Here is a 19,562-nt window from a genome sequence, read left to right on the forward strand (position 1 = left end):
ACAGAATGTCGGCTTCGAATCAGTCCAATGCCGCCGCGGTGCGCGCGTTTCGCGTGCTCGAAACGCTTGCCGAGGCGGGTCATCCGTTATCCATGACCGAACTCGTCGGCGCGCTCGGGTTGCCCAAGCAGACGGTCCATCGCATTCTCGTGCAGTTGATGGATGCCTGGCTCGTCACGCGCGGCGCCGGCGACCGGCTCTACGAATGCTCGCCGCGCGTGCGTTCGCTCGCGGTCAACGTGCTGATGCACGCGGGACCTGCTGCGGCGCGTCATGCGCTGCTGGAACAGCTTGTCGCTAAGGTCGGCGAAACCTGCAATCTGACGATGCTTGCCGGCAACGACGTGGTCTATGTGGATCGCGTGGAGACGGAGTGGCCGCTGCGCATGCATTTGCAGGCGGGCTCGCATGTGCCGCTGCATTGCTCGGCGAGCGGCAAGCTGCTGCTCAGTTTCATGCCGAAGGAGCGTCGCGAGCGCATGATCGATACGCTGCCGTTGCGTGCTTACTCCGAGCGGACCATCACCGATCGCGAGGCGTTGCGGCGCGAACTGGCGGCGACGCGGCGCAGGCTGCTCGCGATCAACGATCAGGAGCATTTGCAGGGGTTGATCGCGATTGCCGTGCCCGTGATGCTGGACCGCAATCGGGCTTGTGCGGCAATTGCGGTGCAGGCGCCGGTCGGACGGGTGACGCTCGACGATCTGCTCGCGTTCGTGCCCGATCTCAGGCATGCCGCCGAGGAGACTGCCAAGACGTTTCAGACTTGAGGGACTGGGAGTTCGTGCCTTCGTTTGGTGCGCTTGGGCTCTTGTGGAGCACAAGCGCATCTGACGGTGTCCAACAACCAGCCCCGTCCAACGCCCACGATTACCTCCGCGCAGGCTGCGCCTCAAACTCGACATCACCGCCTTTGCGCCAGCGTCCACGCTGCCAGAACACCACAAGCAGCACCGTAAGACTCGCGACCCCGAACCACAGCGGCTTGCGCTGATCCGGAATGAACGCCATCGCAACGATGATGGACACCATCCCCGCGATAGCGACCCACGTGAGATACGGAAAGCACCACATCTTCACGCGCAGTTCGCCCGGCGCCTCGCGTTCGAGCCGCGCGCGCAGTTTCAGTTGCGACAGCGCGATCAGCAGATAGACGAAGATAGCCACCGTGCCATACGAATTGACGAGAAACGCGAACACCGTATCCGGCGATACATACGACATCACCACCGATACATAGCCGAACAGCGTGCCCACCAGAATCGCGCGCACCGGCACACCGCGCCGGCTGACCTTGGCAAGCGCACGCGGTGCATCGCCACGGCGTGTCAGCGCGAACATCATCCGCGATGCAGCGTAAAGCCCCGAATTCAGCGCGGACAGCACCGCCGTCAAGATGATCGCGTTCATGACGTGCGCGGCAGCCGGAATGCGCATCGCTTCGAGCGCGCTGACATACGGCGTCGCCATGCCCGGCGAGTTCCACGGCACGATCGCGACCACCAGCAGGATCGATCCCGCATAGAACACCAGCACGCGCGTGATCACCGAATTGGTCGCCTTGGCGACCGCCCGCTCCGGCTCGTGCGCCTCCGCAGCGGCGATCGTCACGATCTCCGCGCCGAAGTAGAAGCCCGTCGCCGCGACCGCGCCCGCGAGCACCGGCCCGACGCCGTTCGGCATGAAGCCGCCGTGCGCCGCGATCGAGGCGATCGGCAGGCTCGCGTGGCCGGCAGCGCCCGGCCAGAGTCCGAACACGAAAAGCGCACCAAGGAACAGGAACACGATGATCGCCGCCACCTTCACCGACGCGAACCAGAACTCGAACTCACCGTAGCTGCCGACGGAAAAGAGATTGGTCATCGTCAGCGTGACGAGCAGCACGAGGCCGATCAGCCACGCCGGTACGTCCGGTAGCCAGAACTGCACGAGATGCGACCCCGCCACGGTTTCCACCGCGACGACGATCACCCAGAAGTACCAGTACATCCAGCCGGTCAGGAACCCGGCGAGTTCACCCGATTTGCGCCGCTCGCCGAACGCGAGCCGAGCATATTCATAGAACGATCCGACGGCAGGCATCGCCGACGCCATTTCGCCCAGCATGCGCATCACGAGCACGACGAGTCCGCCCGTCAGCAGGAACGAGATGATCGCAGCCGGTCCCGCCTGCCTGATCACCACGCCGCTGCCGACAAAGAGTCCCGCGCCGATCACGCCGCCAAGCGCGATCATCGTCATGTGCCGCTGCTTGAGCCCGCATTTCAGCTCACTTCCGTTGACTGGTTGTTGCATGTGTCGCCTCCGTATCCTGACCGGTACGGCATCCTCACGCGTTGTGCGTCGGACGCCGTCCATGTACGGGCGTGAGCGCGCGGACGCAAACGTTTTGCGCCCCGCACCCCGCCCGTTTTTTATCTAAGAAGAAAGAACTGCTTGCGCGCGCCTAGTTCTTTTCGTCGCGCATGTAATACCAGTGATAGAGCATCCGCTGTCCGACACGCCTGAACGGCGCGAACATGTGGCCGGGCAGCGGCGACGTGAAGATGGGCAGTGTCTGGTGCGCGCCCCGTCCGGCGATGCGCTCCGCGAGCCGCCTTCCCGCCTGTGACGAATACGATACGCCGTTGCCGCCGTAGCCGAGCGCGTAGAACACGGTCTGCTTCGGATCGGGCTGGAAGACGCGCGGCATCATGTCGTGGCTGACATCGACCCAGCCCCACCACGAATAATCGATCTGGATGCCGCGCAGCGCCGGAAACTTGCGATACAGCCCGTTGCGCAGCAATTCGAAGTGGCGTTCGTTCGGCGCATCGGCGCCGGTGATCGCGCTGCGGCTGCCGATCTGCACGCGGTTGTCCGGCAGCAGTCGATAGTAGAAGCGCAGCGTGCGCGTGTCAGTGAGCACTTGCGTCGTGCGGAAGTTGCACGCGGCGAGTTCGGCGGGCGTGAGCGGGCGCGTCACCATCGAATTCGACAGGATCGGCATGATGCGGCTCGTGAGCGTCGGATGCAGGCCGGGCGCGGTATAGGCGCCCGTCGCGATGCCGACGGCGCGCGCGCGCACGATACCGCCCGGCGTGCGCAGATGATGCACGCCGTTGATGGTTTCCCAGCCAATCACGGGGCTGCCCGGATGCACCTTCGCGCCGTGCTCCCGGGCGATCTTCGCGTAGCCGTAAGCGAGCTTGAGCGGATGCACGCCGACACCTTCGGGCTCGTGCAGCGCGCCGCACGATTCCGCGTCGCCGCAATATTCGCGGCGGAACGTTTCGGCATCGAGCAGTTCGGACGGATAGCCGAACACGTCTTTCCAGACCTTCGCTTCGGCGGCGAGCTTCTCCATGATGCGCGGACGATGCGCGATCAGGAAATGGCCGCCCGGCTGCGGATCGCAGTCGATCTGCGCGACGAGCGACTTGAAGGTATCGAAGCCCTCGTAGATCTCGTGATGCATCTTGAGCGCGACGTCCTTGCCCCAGCGCTCGATCCATTGCGAGCGCGACAGGCGGCCGGACGCGTTTTGCCCCTGTCCGCCGTTGCGGCTCGTGCAGCCCCAGCTGACCTTGTTCGCCTCCAGCACGACGGCCTTGATGCCGTGCTCGCGCGCGAGAAAGAGCGCCGCCGCGAGTCCGGTAAAGCCGCCCCCGATGATCGCGACATCGACGTCCATATCCTGCGTGACGGGGCCGTCGTCGGGCGGGGGCGTGCCCGCGGTCGCCGCCCAGTAGGTCGGCGCATATTGCTTGCCGCGGCCGGGGCCGGGCGAGACGAGCGGGTCGTAGGTCGGGTCGTAGCGCGTGTCGGCGCCCGCCTCGCGGGCGAACGGCCCCGCTGCTTCCAGGTGGATCGCACCGTTTTTCATGGCGATTCTCCTCGGGATCAGGCGGCCGCGCCCTGCGTGGCGGCGCTTTGCTTCGGGCGCTCCTTGCGGAACGCGCGCTTGACCGCGATCAGGCCGTCGCGGAATTCGAACAGGTCGCAGCCTTCGGCCTCGATGCGCCAGCCTTCCGCGTGCGTCCCCGAGAACACCCATTCCGATACGCCGCGCTCGCCCGCGACGTAATGCCGGCCCTGGCCCCAGTGCGCATCGGGAAACGTGCGAAAGACCGCCTCGAACGCCGCCTTGACTGCCGCGCGGCCCGTGAAGCGCGTGCCGTGGATGTCGTTGCCGCCGGCGGCGTCGAAGACGCAGTCCTCGGTCATGAACGTCATGAGCGCGTCGGCGTCGTGGCGGTTGAACGCGTCGGAAAACGCGGCGAGCGTGGATGCCGTGACGGCGGGCGTCTGCGAAAGCGTGTCGGACATGCTGTCTCCTGGTCAGATTTCTGTGTCAGATGAATCGTGAGCCGCATGCATCGCTGAGCATGCGGGATCGTTACTGACACGTTAATCAGCCATTACGTCCGACGGTAGTTCCAGATACCGGCATTCGCTTGGGCCAGCCGCGCGCGCCTCACGCGGCAGGCTTTTGCGCGCGCACGAGTTCCGCGAGCAAGCGCACGCCTGCGTCGATCTTTTCGAGCCGGATCGACGAAAAACCCATCCGGAAGCAGTTGCGTTGCGCCATGCCCGTCATGAAGAAGACATCGCCAAGTTCGATCAGGATGCCGCGCGCCTCGGCGTCGGCGGCGAGGCGCCGCGAATCGAGCCACGGCGGCCCTTCGACCCAGCACGAGGCGCCGCCCGTGATCGGCACGTGGCGCGCTTCGGGCAAATGCGTATCGAGTGCGGTCATGAGCGCCTCGGCGCGTTCCTTGTACGCGTAGGCGAGGCGCCTGAGCAACGCGTCATGATGGCCGAGCGAGAGAAACGTCGCGAACGCCCGCTGGATATACGCCGCCGGATGGCGCACCATCAGCCGCCGCAGCGCGCGCAATTCGCGGATCAGTTCGCGCGGCCCGACGACATAGCCGAGCCGCAAGCCCGGCGCGAAGCTCTTCGAGAGACTGCCGACATAGATCACGCGATCCGCCGTATCGAGGCTCTTCAGCGCGGGATGCGGCGCGCCGGAGAAGTTGTTCTCGCTCTCGTAGTCGTCCTCGATCACGACGAAATCGTGCGCCTGCGCCATCGCCAGCAGCGCGTGGCGGCGTTCGAGCGGCATCGTCACGGATGTCGGGCACTGGTGGCTCGGCGTCACGTAGACGTAGTCGCAGCGCGCGAGCAACGCGCGGTCTTCCAGCGGCCGCATGCCGCCGCCATCGACAGGCAGCGGCAACAGCGGCGCGTCGCGGTTCTCGAAGATGTTGCGCGCGTCCGGATAGCCGGGATTCTCGAAGCCGATGGTCGTGCGCTCGTTCGCGAGCAGGTCGGCGATCAGATACAGCGCCTGCTGCGCACCGATCGTCACGACGATCTCGTCGGGCATCGCGAAGACGCCCCGGCGCGGCAGCACGCGCGTGCGAATCTGCTGGACGAGCGTGTCGTCGTCGCGTTCGATCAGATCGGGCGCCCAGTTGCGGATCTCCAGCACCGAGAGCGCCTTCATGCAGCACTCGCGCCAGTCGCTCGTCGGAAAGAGCGCCTGGTCGAACTGGCCGTAGATAAACGGAAACTCGTAGTTCTGCCAGCTCGCCGGCTTGACGATATTGCGCTGCGCAGACGGAACGCGCCCCATGCGCGCGCTCCAGTCCGGCCGCGCGAGCGCCTCGTTGCCGGCGTGCTGCGGCACGGTCACGAGCGGCGTGAAGCCGTGCTGCCCTTCGAGCATCGTCGGGTTGACGAAGTGGCCGCTGCGCTCGCGCGAGATCAGATAGCCCTCCTCGACCAGCTGCTGGTACGCGAGAACCACCGTGTTGCGCGCGACGCTCAACTGGTCGGCCAGTTCGCGGCTCGACGGCAATGCGGTGTCGGCGGGAATCTGGCCGTCGAGGATCGCGGCGACGAGCATCTGCCGGATCTGGCCCTGAAGGCTGATAGTCGATTCCGCCGGACGCTGGAACCGCTGCGTCCACATTGCCGAGGACATCCGGCTTGCCATGCTTCCTCCTTGAAGTGATTCGATTCGTGTTGCGATGCGCAACGACGGTGCACGCCCAAAGCGTGGACCGGTGAAATGTGGACTCAACGATCGCCGGCGTCTGGTACTAACTCGCCCGATTTTTAGTTGACGATACTCGAATCGACAGTGCATCGGCGATCGGGACAAGCCCGGCGCCTTTCGAAAGACGAGCACACGTCCGTCACGCAACCTGCCCTGGAGACCCGAAATGCAAAACCTTAAGCGACCAAAATTGCCCCTGCGGCTCATCGGTTCGATGCAGCGCGTCATCGTCGCGCTGGCGGCGCTCGTGCCGCTCGTCGTGGCGCCCGCTCACGCGGAGGACAAGGAAGTGACGATCGCGTACCAGCAGATCGTCGATCCGTGGGTCGTCGCGATCGCCAACGGTTCCATCGAAAAGGCGACCGGCTACAAGATCAACTGGCGCCAGTTCGAGTCCGGCGCGAAGGTCGCGACCGCGATGGCCTCGGGCGACGTCAAGGTCGGCGTGATCGGCTCCAGCCCGCTCACCGCCGCCGTGAGCCAGGGTCTCGACCTGCAGCTCTTCTGGATTCTCGACAACATCAACCAGGCCGAGGCGATGGTCGTGCGCAACGCGTCGAACGTGTCGAAGCCCGCCGACCTGAAGGGCAAGACGATCGGCGTGCCCTTCGTCTCCACCACGCACTATCACACGATGTTCGCGCTCCAGCACTGGGGCATCGACCCGAAGGACGTGAAGATCCTCAACATGCAGCCGAACCAGATCGTCGCGGCGTGGGAGCGCGGCGACATCGACGCGGCCTACGTCTGGAACCCGGCGCTCGCGGAACTCAAGAAGAGCGGCCATGTGCTCGTCACCTCGGGCGACCTCTCGAAGCTCGGCAAGCCGACCTTCGACGGCATCGCGGTCGATCGCAAGTGGGGCGAGGAGCACAAGGACTTCATGGCGAAGCTCGTAAAAGCGATCGCGGACGCCGACGACCAGTATCGCCGCAATCCGTCGCAATGGAGCGCGACGTCCCCGCAGGCGGCGACGATCGCGAAGATGATCGGCGGCACCGCGGCGGACGTGCCCGAGTCGCTGTCGCTCTATGCATATCCGACGCTTGCCGAACAGGCGTCGCCGCAATGGCTCGGCGGCGGTTCGTCGGGCCGCGCGGCGGCGGCGCTGAAGGACACTTCGGCGTTCCTGAAGGAGCAAAAGCGCATCAGCGCGCTCGCGCCCGATTATTCGAAGTTCGTGACGCCGGTGTACGCCGAAGCGGCGATGAAGCTCAAGTGATCGTCTGAAGCCCGGGCGCAACCGCGTTGCGCCCACAAGGAGGCCATATGGAAAGCATGCAGGTCAGAAACGTGAGCGTGGTGTTTCCCGGGCGTCGTCCGGGCGAGCAGGTCCACGCGCTCGACAACATCGATCTCACGATCGACTCCGGCGACTTCGTCGTCGCGCTGGGCGCATCGGGCTGCGGCAAGACCACGCTGCTCTCGCTGATGGCCGGGTTCATCGCGCCGACGAGCGGCGAGTTGCTGCTCGGCGGCGAGCCAGTCGCGGGGCCGGGCGCGGATCGCGGCGTCGTGTTCCAGAAGCACGCGCTGCTGCCGTGGCTCAACGTCATCGACAACGCCGAGTTCGGGCTGAAGCTGCAGGGCGTCGCGAAGGCGCGGCGCCGCGAGATCGCGGCGCGCAATCTCGCGCTCGTCGGCCTGCAGGACTTTCACAAGCACATGATCTATCAGCTCTCGGGCGGGATGCAGCAGCGCGTGGGCATCGCCCGCGCGCTCACCTGCGACCCGGCGATGCTGCTGATGGACGAGCCGATGGCCGCGCTCGACGCCCTCACGCGCGAGACCATTCAGGAACTGCTGCTCGACGTGTGGAAGAAGACGAACAAGATGTTCTTTTTCATCACGCACAGCGTGGAGGAAGCGCTGTTTCTGGCGAGCCGGCTGATCGTGATGTCGCCGCGCCCGGGGCGCATCACGCACACCTACGAACTCGACTTCAACCGGCGCTTTCTGGAAACGCGCGATGCGCGCGCGGTCAAGTCGAGTCCCGATTTCATCGAGATGCGCGAGCGCGTGCTCGGCATCATCTACGGCGATGAAAAACTGCATGGCGCACGAGAAGAGGTGTCGCATGTCTGAGTCCAAAGCCATCCACGCGATCTTTCACCACTCCGCCGAACCGCCGGATGCGCCGCCGGACACGCCGCCCAAACGCCGCCGTCCGCGCGTGCTGGCGAAGCGCCCGGTCAAGCCCGGCGATTCGTTCGGCGTGCCGGGCCAGGGCAGCAGCCTCGTGACGAGCGTCATCACGATCGTCGCGTTCGTCGGACTGTGGTTCGCGGTCACGAACCTGCATCTGATCAAGCCGCTCTTTCTGCCTTCGCCGCAGGCGGTGTACGCGAAGTTCCTCGTCGTCGCCACCGACGGCTTCGCCAACTCGACGCTCGCGCAGCACACCGGCATCAGCCTGCTACGCGTATTCGGCGCGTTCGCGCTGGCGTGCGCGACCGCGATTCCGGTCGGCGTGATGATGGGCGTCTCGCGCTTCGCACGCGGCGCATTCGATCCGCCTATCGAGTTCTATCGTCCGCTGCCGCCGCTCGCTTACCTGCCGCTCATCATCATCTGGTTCGGCATCGGCGAATTCTCGAAGGTGCTGCTGATCTATCTCGCGATCTTCGCGCCGCTCGCCATCGCCGCGCGCGCCGGGGTGCGCTCGGTATCCATCGAGCAGATCCACGCCGCCTATTCGATGGGCGCGTCGCGCACGCAGGTGGTGTTTCACGTCATCATGAAATCGGCGCTGCCGGAGATCTTCACGGGCATGCGGATCGGCATCGGCGTGGGCTGGACGACGCTCGTCGCGGCGGAAATGGTGGCGTCGTCGAGCGGCCTCGGCTTCATGGTGCTCAACGCCGCCGAGTTCCTCGCGAGCGATGTCGTCATCATGGGGATCATCGTGATCGGCTTCTTCGCGCTCTGCTTCGACATGCTGATGCGTTACATCGAGCGCGTGCTGGTACCTTGGAAGGGCAAGGTTTAAACGCCCTTTTTCAATGAGCCACGACGTCCGGAATGCCGGCGTCGTGGCTTTTTTTTCATCAGCGCGCGCCGCGCGGTCTGTCCCGCCGAAAAATTCCGAAACAAACTCCATTTGACAAACACTCTTAAGATATATAACTTAAGATATGTTTTACGATACTTGGAGTCAATCGATGAAAAACCATTTCCCTTTCGGCGGCGGCAGAGACATCGCGGCGCACTTCGGCCACCACTCGCACGTCGGGCGCTGCATCGCGCAGGCGATCGGCCGGCACCGCGGACACGGCGGCGGCGACTTTCCGGGCGGCCCCGGCGGCCCCGGCGAACGCGGCGGACGCGGTGGCCGGGGCGGCTTTGGCGGCGAAGACGGCATGCCGCGCGCCCGTAAATTCACCTCCGACGACCTTCAACTCCTGCTGCTCGCGCTGCTCGCCGAGGCGCCGCGTCACGGCTATGAACTCATCAAGGCGCTGGAAGACCGGTCGAACGGCTTTTACGCGCCGAGCCCCGGCATGGTCTATCCCGCGCTCACGTACCTGGAGGAACTGGGCTACGCCACCGTCGAACTGGAAGGCAACCGCAAGCGCTACGCGCTGTCCGACGCCGGCCGCGAGCATCTCGCCGCAAACCGCGAACGCGTGGACCTGATGCTCGCGAAGCTCAAGCATTTCGCCCGCAAGATGGACTCGGTGCGCCGCGCCTTCGCGGGCGAGGAAGCCGACGACGCCAGCGAAGGCGGCTGGGTGCCCGAACTGACCGCGGCTCGCCGCGCGCTCAAGCGCGCGCTGCTTCTGCGCACCGACGCGCCGCAGGACGAACAGCGCCGCATCGCCGCGATCCTTGCGCGCGCCACCGACGAAATCGAACAGGGCGCAGCCCGGGACAAGGAGTAATCCACCAATGAACGACAACACCTTGCAAAGCCGCCCCGATCTGGAAGTCACGCGGGTGCGCCACGCGCTCAAATTCCGCCTTCTGCAGGTGAAGCGCGTGCAGGCGCTCAATGCGCATCTCACGCGCGTGACGCTCACGGGCGAAGCGCTCGACGACTTCGTGTCCGCCTCGTTCGACGATCACATCAAGGTCTTCTTTCCCGAGCCGGGCAAAGACAAGCCCGAGGTGCCGGTCGCGGGCCCGGAAGGCCCCGTGTTCGATCCGGACAAGCCGCGCCCGGTCGCGCGCGATTTCACGCCGCGCCGCTACGACCGCGAAGCGCGCGAACTCGACATCGAGTTCGCGTTGCACGAAGCGGGCCCCGCGACTGCGTGGGCCGCGCAGGCGAAGGTCGGACAGTATCTGGGCGTCGGCGGGCCGCGCGGGTCGTTCGTGATTCCGGCGCATTTCGACTGGCATCTTTTCGTCGGCGACGAAACCGCGCTGCCCGCCATCGCGCGTCGTCTGGAGGAATTGCCGGCCGGCACGCGCGCGGCGACCGTGATCGAAGTGGCCGATCCGTCGGCGCGCATCGAATTCGAAACGAAAGCGGATCTCTACGCGGAGTGGCGCTATCGCGAAGACGCCGTTCATCCGGACGGCGGCGCCCTGCTGCTCGCGCTGCGGGAAATGTTCCTGCCCGACGGCGACGGCTATGTCTGGGCCGCGGGCGAAGCGACGCTCATGCGCGCCGTGCGTCAGTTGCTATGCGCGGAACGCGGCATCGATAAGCGCCGGATTCGCGCCTCCGCCTACTGGAAACGCGGCGCGCAGGCAGTGCACGAAACGATCGACGAATAAGGCGCTCAGAGCGGCACGTCTTCGATCAGGGCCGCGCGCACCGCGCGAATCCTGCGATCGACGAAATAGCCGCCGCCTTCGGTGTAGCGCAGATAAAGACGCCCGCAGACCGAACATTCCCACACGCTGCACCGGTTGTACGGAAAATAGCGCGGCGCGATGGGCGCATCGGCGGACCAGTAGTTCGTCTTGGCGGGCAGGTACTCGGAAAACGTCGGCTCCGGATCGTTCTCCGGCGCGAGCGTACCGATCTCGCGGAACTGCGTTTCGTCGAGCGAGAGCGGCTGGGACTGCCAGCCGTCGAGCGGCGTCTTCGTGCATCCGCACGGACCGGGCGCCTTCGCTTCCGCGCGCCGCGCGTGGTCGATCAGGGTGGCTGCGTTCATAGGAGGGAGAGTCGTTAAACCGAACGCGCCATGATGCGCGTGCGCACCTCGCACGGCAAGCTGTCAGCCGTTCATCATCCGGTCGCGCTGCGGCGCCACCCATGAACGGTCGAACCGTCCCTCGGCAATCGATGCCAGCGCCGCCGCTTCCTTCGCCGCCTGCTGGCGCGCGCCTTCGATCACCGCGTGGACATCGGCGGGCGCGATCGCGAGCACGCCGTCCTCATCGCCGACGACGATGTCGCCCGGATGCACCACCATGCCGCCCACCGTCACCGGCACGTTGATCTCGCCCGGCCCGTGCTTGTACGGTCCGCGATGCGTCACGCCGCGCGCGTACACCGGAAAATCGCGCTGGCTCAGCGCGCCGACATCGCGGATCGCGCCGTCGATCACGAGTCCCTGCACGCCGAGGCTCTCCGCGTAGCTCGCCATGATGTCGCCCATCAGTGCCTGCGTGAGCTCGCCCGCGCCGTCGATCACGAGTACGTCGCCGGGGCGGCAGTAGTCGAATGCGCGATGGATCGCGAGGTTGTCGCCGCCGCGCGTGCGGACGGTGACCGCGGTGCCGGCCATCGGCTTGGGCCGGTGAAACGGCCGCAGGCCGGTCGTTCCGCTCACACGGGCCATGTTGTCGCTCAGGAGCGATACCGCGAGTTCGCGCAGCGCGTCGAGCGTCGCCGGGCTCGCCTGGGCAGCCGATTCGTATTCACGCCATCCGGCCGGATTCATGAGGTTGCTCCTTCGGTTGATCGTTGTCGTTCGAGTTGCGCGGACAGGCGCCCGTACACCGCGCGGGCGTTGTCCTCGTAGATGCGTTGCCGGTCCGCGTCGTTCAGCCATTCGATGCCGTCGATATAGCGTCGCGTGTCGTCGTAGTAATGGCCGGTTTCGGGGTCGATGCCCTGCACCGCGCCGATCGTCTCCGAAGCAAACAGGATGTTGTCGACCGGAATCACTTTCGCGAGCAGCTCGGCGCCCGGCTGGTGATAGACGCAAGTATCGAAGAAGACGTTCTTCAGCAGATACTCGGTCAGAAGCGGCCGCTTCATGTCCTGCGCGAGTCCGCGATAGCGTCCCCAGTGATACGGCACCGCGCCGCCGCCGTGCGGGATGATGAACTTGAGCGTCGGGAAATCCGCGAACAGGTCCGCCTGGAGCAGTTGCATGAAGGCGGAGGTGTCGCCGTTGATGTAATGCGCGCCGGTCGCGTGAAAGTTCGGATTGCACGACGACGACACATGGATCATCGCCGGCACGTCGAGTTCGACCATCGCTTCGTAGAGCGGATACCACGAGCGGTCAGTCAGCGGCAGTCCGGACCAGTGGCCGCCCGACGGATCGGGATTCAGATTGCAGCCGATGAAGCCCAGTTCCTCCACGCACCGCCGCAATTCGGCGATGCAATTTGCAGGAGCGACGCCCGGTGCCTGCGGCAACTGGCAGACGCCCACGAAATTGCGCGGAAAGAGCCCGCAGACGCGCTGCACGAGGTCGTTGCATTCGCTCGACCAGACCGCGTTGGCCTCGGCGCCGGCCAGGTGATGGCCCATCCCGGCGGCGCGCGGCGAGAAGATCGTGAGATCGGTGCCGCGCTCGCGCTGGAGGCGAAGCTGCCCGCCTTCGATGCTCTCGCGGATTTCGTCGTCGGAGATGAACGGACGCGGCGGCGGCGGCAGGCCGTCCTTCAGCGCGGCGACCTGCTTCGTCCGCCAGGCTTCGTGTTGCGGCGGCGAGGTCGTGTAGTGGCCGTGACAATCGATGATCATGTGTTCAGTCCCAGTGCGTGTACTCAGGTGCGCGCGGCCGGATCGGCGGCGGGCAGCGCGGCGGCTTCGTCGTCGGCGGGTTTGACGCGCATCACGAGCGCGATCACCGTCGCCACGACGAGGAACGCCGCGATGGTCAGCAGCGCGAGCTTGAAGTTGCCCGTCGCACCGCGCACGAGGCCGATGCTCCACGGCCCGACCAGTCCGCCGAACTGCGCGATCGTGTTGATGAGCGCGATGGTCGCCGCGCCCGCCGCGCCGGTCCGAAACGATGAAGCGAGGCTCCAGAAGAGCGGATTGCCCGCGTAGATGAAAAGGCCCGTCACGCACAGCAGCGCATAGGCAATCACGGGATTCGGCGCATACGCGCTGCCCGCGATCGCGATGGCGCTCATGCCGTAGACGAAGGCGAGATGCTTCTTGCGATCGCCGGTGCGGTCCGAGCTTCGGCTGATGATGAACGTGCCGAGCACGCCGAGAAGCGGCGGCGCTGCCGAGAGAAAGCCGACTTCGATATTGCTTAGTTGGCCGAGACTCTTGACGATCTGCGGCAGCCACAAAAAGAGGCCGTAGATGCCGACCAGCGCGCAGCCGAAAAGACACGCGAGGCTCCACACGCGGATATCGCCCGCGACGCGCAGCAGCGGAAAATGCTTGTCTCCGCCGACTGCCGCGCGCTCGGCCGCGAGCGTCGATTCGAGCCATTGCTTTTCGTCGGCGGCGAGCCAGTCGGCGTCGGCGGGGCGCTCGGTCATGATGCGCAGCGTGAGGAGCCCGAGCAGCATCGCCGGGACGCCTTCGAGGATGAACATCCATTGCCATCCCTGCAGGCCCAGTATGCCGTTCGCATATGTCATCAGCGCGGTCGAGATCGGACCGCCGAGCACCGCCGAAAACGAACCCGCGATGATGTAGCCGCCGACCGCGCGCGCCCGGTAGCGCACGGGAAACCACTTCGTCAGGTAGACCGCGACGCCCGGCAGGAAGCCCGCTTCCATCACGCCGAGCAGAAAGCGCAGGACGTAGAAGCTCTTGTCGTCGAAGACGAAGGCGGTCGCGGCCGCCACCGCGCCCCACGTCAGCAAAATGCGTGCGATCCAGCGACGCGCGCCCACGCGATGCAGCAGCAGATTGCTCGGCACTTCGAGCAGCATGTAGCCGACAAAGAAGATGCTGCCCGCAAAGCCGAACACGGCGGGGCTGAAGCCGAGCGCCTTGTTCATGTCGAGCGCCGCGAAGCCGATGTTGATCCGGTCGAGGTAATTGAAGAACATCATCGCGAAGAGCAAGGGCATGAGCCGCCCGTACACCTTTCGCATGGTCGCTGCTTCGTTGAAAGAGGTCATGCCGTCTCCTGCTCGTCGGCTTCGGTCGTCGCCGTCGCCGCGTTCTTATCGTCGGTCGCGTGCCTCGCGGCCCGCACTTCGCTTCATGCCTTACAAACGCCTTCGCTCGATGCGCTTGCAGGCATGAAGTCGATGATAAGAATCGGAGCACGACGCGTCCAAGACGACTTCCTTATTCTTCTATAAGATTTTTCTTATAGTGCGGCGTCCCCGAGCGGCGCGGGCAGGCAACCGAGAAACGCACGCAGATGCGGCGAGGCGTCGTCGGTACGGAACGTCGCGGCGAGCGTCGACCATTGCGACGCGCCCGGACCGGCAAGATGGCGGAACACGACATCCGTGCGCCCGTGCCGCGCCACCGACTCGCCGACGAACGTCACGCCGAGACCCGCCGCGACGAGCGCGATCGCGGTTTGGATTTCGTAGGCCTGATGCGCGACGAACGGCGTCACGCCCGCATCGCGATAAAGCGACTGCACCATGCGCTTGAACTGCGCGTTCTGATGCTTCGGATAGAGGATGAGCGGCGTATCGGCGAGTTCGGCGATGCGCACTTTCTTGCGCGCCGCCAGCGGATGATCCGGCGCGAGCGCGGCCACCACATGCTCGCGCAAGAGCGGATACGACGTGCAGCCGGGGATCGCGAGCGGCTGGCGTCCGATGCCGATATGGATGCGCATGTCGCGCAGCGCGTCGGTCTGTTCCTCGGTGAGCATTTCGAAGAGCTTCAGTTCGACTTGCGGATACGCGTGATGAAACGCCTTGAGCGCGGGCGGCAGGATGCTGTACATCGCGGAGCGCGTGAAGCCGATCGACAGCCAGCCGCGCCGGCCGATGCCGATCTCCTGCGCGCCGAGGCTCGCCTGCTCCCACGAGCCGAGTATCTGGCGCGCTTCCGTGCAGAGATAGTGGCCCGCTTCCGTGAGACGCAGCGGCCGCCGCGCCCGGTCGACGAGTTGCGTGCCGAGCCGGTCTTCCAGCAGGCGGATCTGCTGGCTCAGCGCGGGTTGCGCGATGTGAAGACGCTCGGCCGCACGGCTGAAGTTCAGTTCCTCCGCGAGGATCACGAAGCATTGCAAAGCCCGAAGATTCATATCGACTGGTGTTTGGGAGGTGGCGTGGAGGGGGCGCCGCCTACTATAAGCCGCGCCGTGCGCCTCGTTTCCTTCTGCTCATCCCCGTCATATTGCAGTTTTCACACACATTCGTCATGTACTTACAACACATCTAATGATAACGATTCGCATTTGAGTATAATCCGGGCGCCGCAAGTGCCGCCCGGAATCCCTTTGCCCGGGACGGAAGACTCACCATCACGCATCGTTCCGTTCATGTCCGCTTCCCGTTTGTGCAATTCGCAGTTCAAAATTCCCCGGCGCTCCGTTCATCGCGCGTCGATCGTCGCCGCAATCGCCCTCGCCTTCCAGGTTCCGGCCGCGTTCGCGCAGTCGGCCGACACCGCCGCACCGGCTGAAACCACGCTTCCCGCCGTCAAGATCCAGGCTTCGAAGGAAGCCCTGCCGGGCGACCTCGAACCGACTTTCGCCGGCGGACAGGTTGCCCGCGGCTCCGATTTCGGCGTGCTCGGCCAGCAGAAGAACATCGACGTGCCGTTCAGCATGACGACCTACACGTCGAAGCTGATCGAAGACCAGCAGGCGCGCACGCTCGCCGACGTCCTCGACAACGATCCGGCCGTGCGCACGGCCTACGGCTTCGGCAACTTCTCGCAAGTATTCGTGATCCGTGGCTTCGAAATGACCGGCGACGACATCTCGCTCAACGGCCTTTACGGCATCACGCCGCGCCAGCTCGTCTCGACCGACGCGCTCGAACGCGTCGACGTGTTCAAGGGCGCGAATGCGTTCCTCGGCGGCGCATCGCCGACGGGCACCGCGATCGGCGGCGGCATCAACCTGCAACTGAAGCGCGCCGACGACAAGCCGCTCACGCGCGTGACGGTCGAAGGCAGCGGCTCGGGCGAGTTCGGCGCGCATCTCGATGTCGGCCGGCGCTTCGGCAGCGAAGGCCAGTTCGGCATTCGCGTGAATCAGGCGAATCGCGACGGCGAAACCAGCATCGACGGCGAACATCGGCGCGAGAACACCACAGCGGTCGCGCTTGACTGGCGCGGCGAAAAACTGCGTCTTTACGGCGACTTCCTGTACCAGCGCCAGCGCGTGAACGACGGCCGGCCGGTCGTGCGCGTGACGGGCGATGTCGTGCCGCAACCGCCTTCGGCGTCGTACAACTACGCGCAGACCTGGAGCTTCAGTTCGCTCGAAGACACGGTCGGCATCGTGCGGGCGGAATACGACTTCGTGCCCGGCTGGACGGCCTATGTCGCCGGCGGCGCGCGTCACACCAACGAGCACGGCGAATACTCGACGCCCGTCGTCGGCAACGCCGGCACGACGGCCTCGCGCCTCGGCGTGCCGCACCAGGAAGACGCGACGTCCGCCGAAGCGGGCGTGCGCGGGCATTTCAACACCGGGCCGGTTTCGCACTTCGTCACGGCGGGCGCGTCGATCGTGCGCGTCGACTCGCAATCGGCCTACACGCTCAGCCGTTCGTTCCCGACGAGCCTCTACGACACGCAGCAAGTGCCGTCGCCGGCCACGGCGTTCTCGGGCGGCGATCTGTCCGATCCGCAGACGACCGCGCTCACGCTGATGCGCAGCGTCGCAGTGTCCGACACGCTCGGCTTCCTGAACGACCGCGTGCTGTTCACGATCGGCGCGCGTCATCAGTGGCTTGTGTCGAACGCCTACGATTACACCGGCAAGCAGACCGAGGCCTATAACGATTCGATCACGACGCCGCTCTTCGGGCTCGTCGTCAAGCCGTGGCAGAACGTGGCGTTCTTCGCCAATCACAGCGAAGCGCTGGCCGCGGGCGACCAGGCGCCGTCGACGGCGACCAATTTCGGGCAGTTGCTGCCGCCCGAGCGCTCGAAGCAGTACGAAGTCGGCGTGAAATACGACAACGAGAAATTCGGCGCGTCGCTGGCGGCGTTCCAGATCGAAAAGCCGTCGACGTTCACGAACGGCGCGGGCTTCTTCGTCGCGGACGGCAACGAGCGCCATCGCGGCGTCGAGGCGTCGGTGTACGGCCAGCCGGTGAAAGGCGTGCGGCTGATCGCGGGCGCGACCTACATCAACGCGCAGCAACTCGACACGGCCAATGGCGCGACGGACGGCAACCGGCCGATCGGCGTGCCGAGCTTCATGTTCAACATCGGCGCGGAATACGACGTGCCGATGCTGACCGGGCTCACGCTCTCCGCGCGCTGGATTCACACCGGCCCGCAGTATCTGAACGTGACGAACACGCTGTCGATTCCGGCGTGGGACCGCTTCGACCTCGGCACGCGTTACGCGACCGTGGTGTTCGGCAAGCCGACCACGTTCCGGGCGAGCGTGACGAACGTCGCGAACAAGTCGTACTGGGCGTCGACGGCCGGCGGTTATCTGACGCAAGGCGCGCCGCGCACGTTCCTGCTTTCGATGACGACGGATTTCTGATTTCCATCCATCGAGCGAGCCGCTAACGAAAACGCCGCCGGTTTCTGAAAACCGGCGGCGTTTTTTTGCGCTGTCCTGTGGCTGGCTAGCGCGCGCCCTGCTGCTCCTCACCACCCTTGGCGCGCGCTTCTTCTTTCTGCGCGGGCCGCGCCCGCAGCGACCACACGCTGTCCGTGCGCGCCGATGCAACGCGCTGGCGCGTCTTGCGCCACATCCACGCGAAGCACAATGCGCCGAGCGCCGCGCCCACATCGACGCCGACGGCGTTCGCATCGCCGGAAAACCAGAGGCCGCTCGATGGCGCCAGCCAGCCGACGACGCTCGCGAGCGGAATTGCCGCCGTGCTGAACGCCGCGAGCGCCAGCAGTTCCACCGATGCCCGCGCCGCGCCGCGCGCCATCGCCCAGACGATCGCGGCGACGAAGGTCGTGTAATAGATGCCGACATGCCACGCATGCAAGTCGCCGACGCGGCCGGCGAGCGCCTTGGCCGCCGCGAGCGTCAGCGAAATCCCGCAGATGCAGCCGAGCGTCACGCCGACCGTCAGCGCGGCCATCACGAATGTCGAGCGGCGTTGCGCGAGTTGCACGCCATCGCGGCGCGTCGCCTTGCGGCGGCTCTCGATCCAGAGCAGATTGCCCGAATAGAACAGAAACGCGCCCGCCAGTCCGAGGAAGAAATAGCTCCAGCGCACCGGCGCGCCGCCGTAGCTGCCGAAGTGGAGCGCGTAGAACGCACTCGTCGCCGCCGACCAGTTGCTGCCGCCGCCGTCGCCCGGCAGGAATTGCGCGTTCAGAAACGCGCCGGAGACGGGGTCCATCAGCGCGAATCCGCCGTCGCGGGCGAGAAAGCGCGCGTCGTCACCCGCGACGAAGACCGTCGCGCCCGGCTCGCCCGCGCGACGGTAGCGCAGCGCGGTCGGCTCGAAGTGCGGCGCGCGCTCGCGGACCTTCGCGAGCAGTTGCGCGGGCGGCAGCATCGCGGGCGCGCGTTCGCCCGCTGCGCTCGGGTGCGCCGGCGCCTTTGCGAAGTACGGGTTTTGCGCCGCCATCATCGACTTGAGCGCGCCGTCGTAGATCAGCTTGTCCTGCGCGCCGTAGAGGTAGTCGCCGAGTCCGAACGCGACCACCGAGAGCGCCATCACCAGATGAAACGGCAGGCTCAGGATGCCGACCGCGTTGTGCGCATCGAGCCACATCCGCTTCAGGTTCTTGCCGATGCGCAGGGCGAACAGGTCCTTCACGAGCGTCGGCAGCAGCACGATCACACCGGACACCAGCGCCAGCCCGTACAGCAGCGACACGACACCCATCACGCCGACGCCGAATTCATAGCCGCCCGGGACGCCGCCCGTCATGTGCAGCAAGTCGATGACGCGCGCTGCGTCCGAGGGACGGTTTTCGCTCGCGTGCAACTGGCCCTGATCGTCGAGCCACGCATGCCAGCGACGTCCCGGCGACGGTTGCCAGGAAAGACGCACACGGTTTTCGTCGACCAGCGACAGGTTCAGGAGCTTGCGCGCGGCCGGATACGCGGCGAGCGTCCGCTCGATCAGGGCATCGGCGCGTTCGATCGGCACGGACGGCGTCGCACTGGCGGCGGGCGGTGTCGTCCAGGCGGTCAGCGAGTCCTTGAACATCGTGACGGCGCCGGCGTAGAACGCGATGAAGAGCAACAGCCCGGCGACGATGCCGGTCCAGGTGTGGACGGTCTTGTAGACACGAATGACGTCGCTGCGCATGCTGAAGGGAAGCCGAATCGGGGAAGTG

At 65.8% G+C, this 19,562-nt stretch carries 17 protein-coding genes; 7 read left to right on the plus strand and 10 right to left on the minus strand.

The window, feature by feature from the left end; all coding sequences use genetic code 11:
- Positions 1 to 5 precede the first annotated feature (5 nt).
- Positions 6 to 770, plus strand: a complete 765-nt coding sequence (locus QCE48_RS20315) for an IclR family transcriptional regulator (RefSeq protein WP_116561631.1) — start codon at positions 6 to 8, stop codon at positions 768 to 770.
- Positions 771 to 870: 100 nt separating this feature from the next.
- Here the strand turns inward: QCE48_RS20315 and QCE48_RS20320 are convergent, their stop codons facing one another.
- The 4 genes from QCE48_RS20320 to QCE48_RS20335 form a co-directional block, all read right to left on the minus strand.
- Entirely contained in the window at positions 871 to 2,295 is a 1,425-nt protein-coding gene (locus QCE48_RS20320) for an amino acid permease (protein ID WP_309784977.1), read from the minus strand.
- Between the two features lie 151 nt (positions 2,296 to 2,446).
- Positions 2,447 to 3,865, minus strand: coding sequence for an FAD-binding oxidoreductase (locus QCE48_RS20325; RefSeq protein ID WP_309784978.1), 1,419 nt, complete (start codon positions 3,863 to 3,865; stop codon positions 2,447 to 2,449).
- Positions 3,866 to 3,882: 17 nt separating this feature from the next.
- Complete coding sequence (locus tag QCE48_RS20330; protein ID WP_309784979.1) at positions 3,883 to 4,308, minus strand: nuclear transport factor 2 family protein; 426 nt, start codon at positions 4,306 to 4,308, stop codon at positions 3,883 to 3,885.
- A gap of 148 nt (positions 4,309 to 4,456) precedes the next feature.
- Positions 4,457 to 5,983, minus strand: a complete 1,527-nt coding sequence (locus QCE48_RS20335) for a PLP-dependent aminotransferase family protein (protein ID WP_309784980.1) — start codon at positions 5,981 to 5,983, stop codon at positions 4,457 to 4,459.
- Between the two features lie 277 nt (positions 5,984 to 6,260).
- On the opposite strand from QCE48_RS20335, the gene tauA reads away from it, so the two are divergent.
- The 5 genes from tauA (at position 6,261) to QCE48_RS20360 (ending at position 10,768) form a co-directional block, all read left to right on the plus strand.
- Entirely contained in the window at positions 6,261 to 7,268 is a 1,008-nt protein-coding gene (gene tauA, locus QCE48_RS20340; RefSeq protein WP_404982634.1) for a taurine ABC transporter substrate-binding protein, read from the plus strand.
- A gap of 47 nt (positions 7,269 to 7,315) precedes the next feature.
- Positions 7,316 to 8,131 carry a taurine ABC transporter ATP-binding protein gene (locus QCE48_RS20345; protein WP_309784982.1) on the plus strand — a complete coding sequence of 272 codons (816 nt, stop codon included), beginning with the start codon at positions 7,316 to 7,318 and terminating at the stop codon, positions 8,129 to 8,131.
- Entirely contained in the window at positions 8,124 to 9,035 is a 912-nt protein-coding gene (locus QCE48_RS20350) for an ABC transporter permease subunit (protein WP_309784983.1), read from the plus strand. The genes QCE48_RS20345 and QCE48_RS20350 overlap by 8 nt, the downstream gene beginning before the upstream one ends.
- A 172-nt stretch (positions 9,036 to 9,207) precedes the next feature.
- On the plus strand, positions 9,208 to 9,927 hold the full coding sequence (locus QCE48_RS20355; protein ID WP_309784984.1) for a PadR family transcriptional regulator: 720 nt from the start codon (positions 9,208 to 9,210) through the stop codon (positions 9,925 to 9,927).
- 7 nt (positions 9,928 to 9,934) lie between these two features.
- Complete coding sequence (locus QCE48_RS20360) at positions 9,935 to 10,768, plus strand: siderophore-interacting protein (protein ID WP_309784985.1); 834 nt, start codon at positions 9,935 to 9,937, stop codon at positions 10,766 to 10,768.
- Between the two features lie 5 nt (positions 10,769 to 10,773).
- On the opposite strand, the gene QCE48_RS20365 is transcribed toward QCE48_RS20360, so the two are convergent.
- The 5 genes from QCE48_RS20365 to QCE48_RS20385 all read right to left on the minus strand — a co-directional run bounded on the left by QCE48_RS20365 (position 10,774) and on the right by QCE48_RS20385 (position 15,363).
- The gene (locus QCE48_RS20365) at positions 10,774 to 11,154 is read right to left on the minus strand and encodes a hypothetical protein (RefSeq protein WP_309784986.1); all 381 of its coding nucleotides are present in this window, start codon (positions 11,152 to 11,154) and stop codon (positions 10,774 to 10,776) included.
- A gap of 63 nt (positions 11,155 to 11,217) precedes the next feature.
- Positions 11,218 to 11,886, minus strand: coding sequence for an RraA family protein (locus tag QCE48_RS20370; RefSeq protein ID WP_309784987.1), 669 nt, complete (start codon positions 11,884 to 11,886; stop codon positions 11,218 to 11,220).
- A complete protein-coding gene (locus QCE48_RS20375) occupies positions 11,883 to 12,923 on the minus strand; it encodes an amidohydrolase family protein (protein WP_309784988.1) in 1,041 nt (346 codons plus the stop codon). The genes QCE48_RS20370 and QCE48_RS20375 overlap by 4 nt, the downstream gene beginning before the upstream one ends.
- 23 nt (positions 12,924 to 12,946) lie before the next feature.
- Entirely contained in the window at positions 12,947 to 14,269 is a 1,323-nt protein-coding gene (locus QCE48_RS20380) for an MFS transporter (protein WP_309784989.1), read from the minus strand.
- A 194-nt stretch (positions 14,270 to 14,463) separates the two neighbouring features.
- On the minus strand, positions 14,464 to 15,363 hold the full coding sequence (locus tag QCE48_RS20385; protein ID WP_309784990.1) for a LysR family transcriptional regulator: 900 nt from the start codon (positions 15,361 to 15,363) through the stop codon (positions 14,464 to 14,466).
- Between the two features lie 237 nt (positions 15,364 to 15,600).
- Here QCE48_RS20385 and QCE48_RS20390 point away from each other — a divergent pair, with 237 nt between their 5' ends.
- Entirely contained in the window at positions 15,601 to 17,793 is a 2,193-nt protein-coding gene (locus QCE48_RS20390) for a TonB-dependent siderophore receptor (RefSeq protein ID WP_309784991.1), read from the plus strand.
- Positions 17,794 to 17,878: 85 nt separating this feature from the next.
- Here the strand turns inward: QCE48_RS20390 and QCE48_RS20395 are convergent, their stop codons facing one another.
- Complete coding sequence (locus QCE48_RS20395; RefSeq protein WP_309784992.1) at positions 17,879 to 19,534, minus strand: PepSY-associated TM helix domain-containing protein; 1,656 nt, start codon at positions 19,532 to 19,534, stop codon at positions 17,879 to 17,881.
- Positions 19,535 to 19,562: the final 28 nt, after the last annotated feature.

It is taken from the genome of Caballeronia sp. LZ024, assembly GCF_031451455.1.
GTDB lineage: Bacteria > Pseudomonadota > Gammaproteobacteria > Burkholderiales > Burkholderiaceae > Caballeronia > Caballeronia telluris.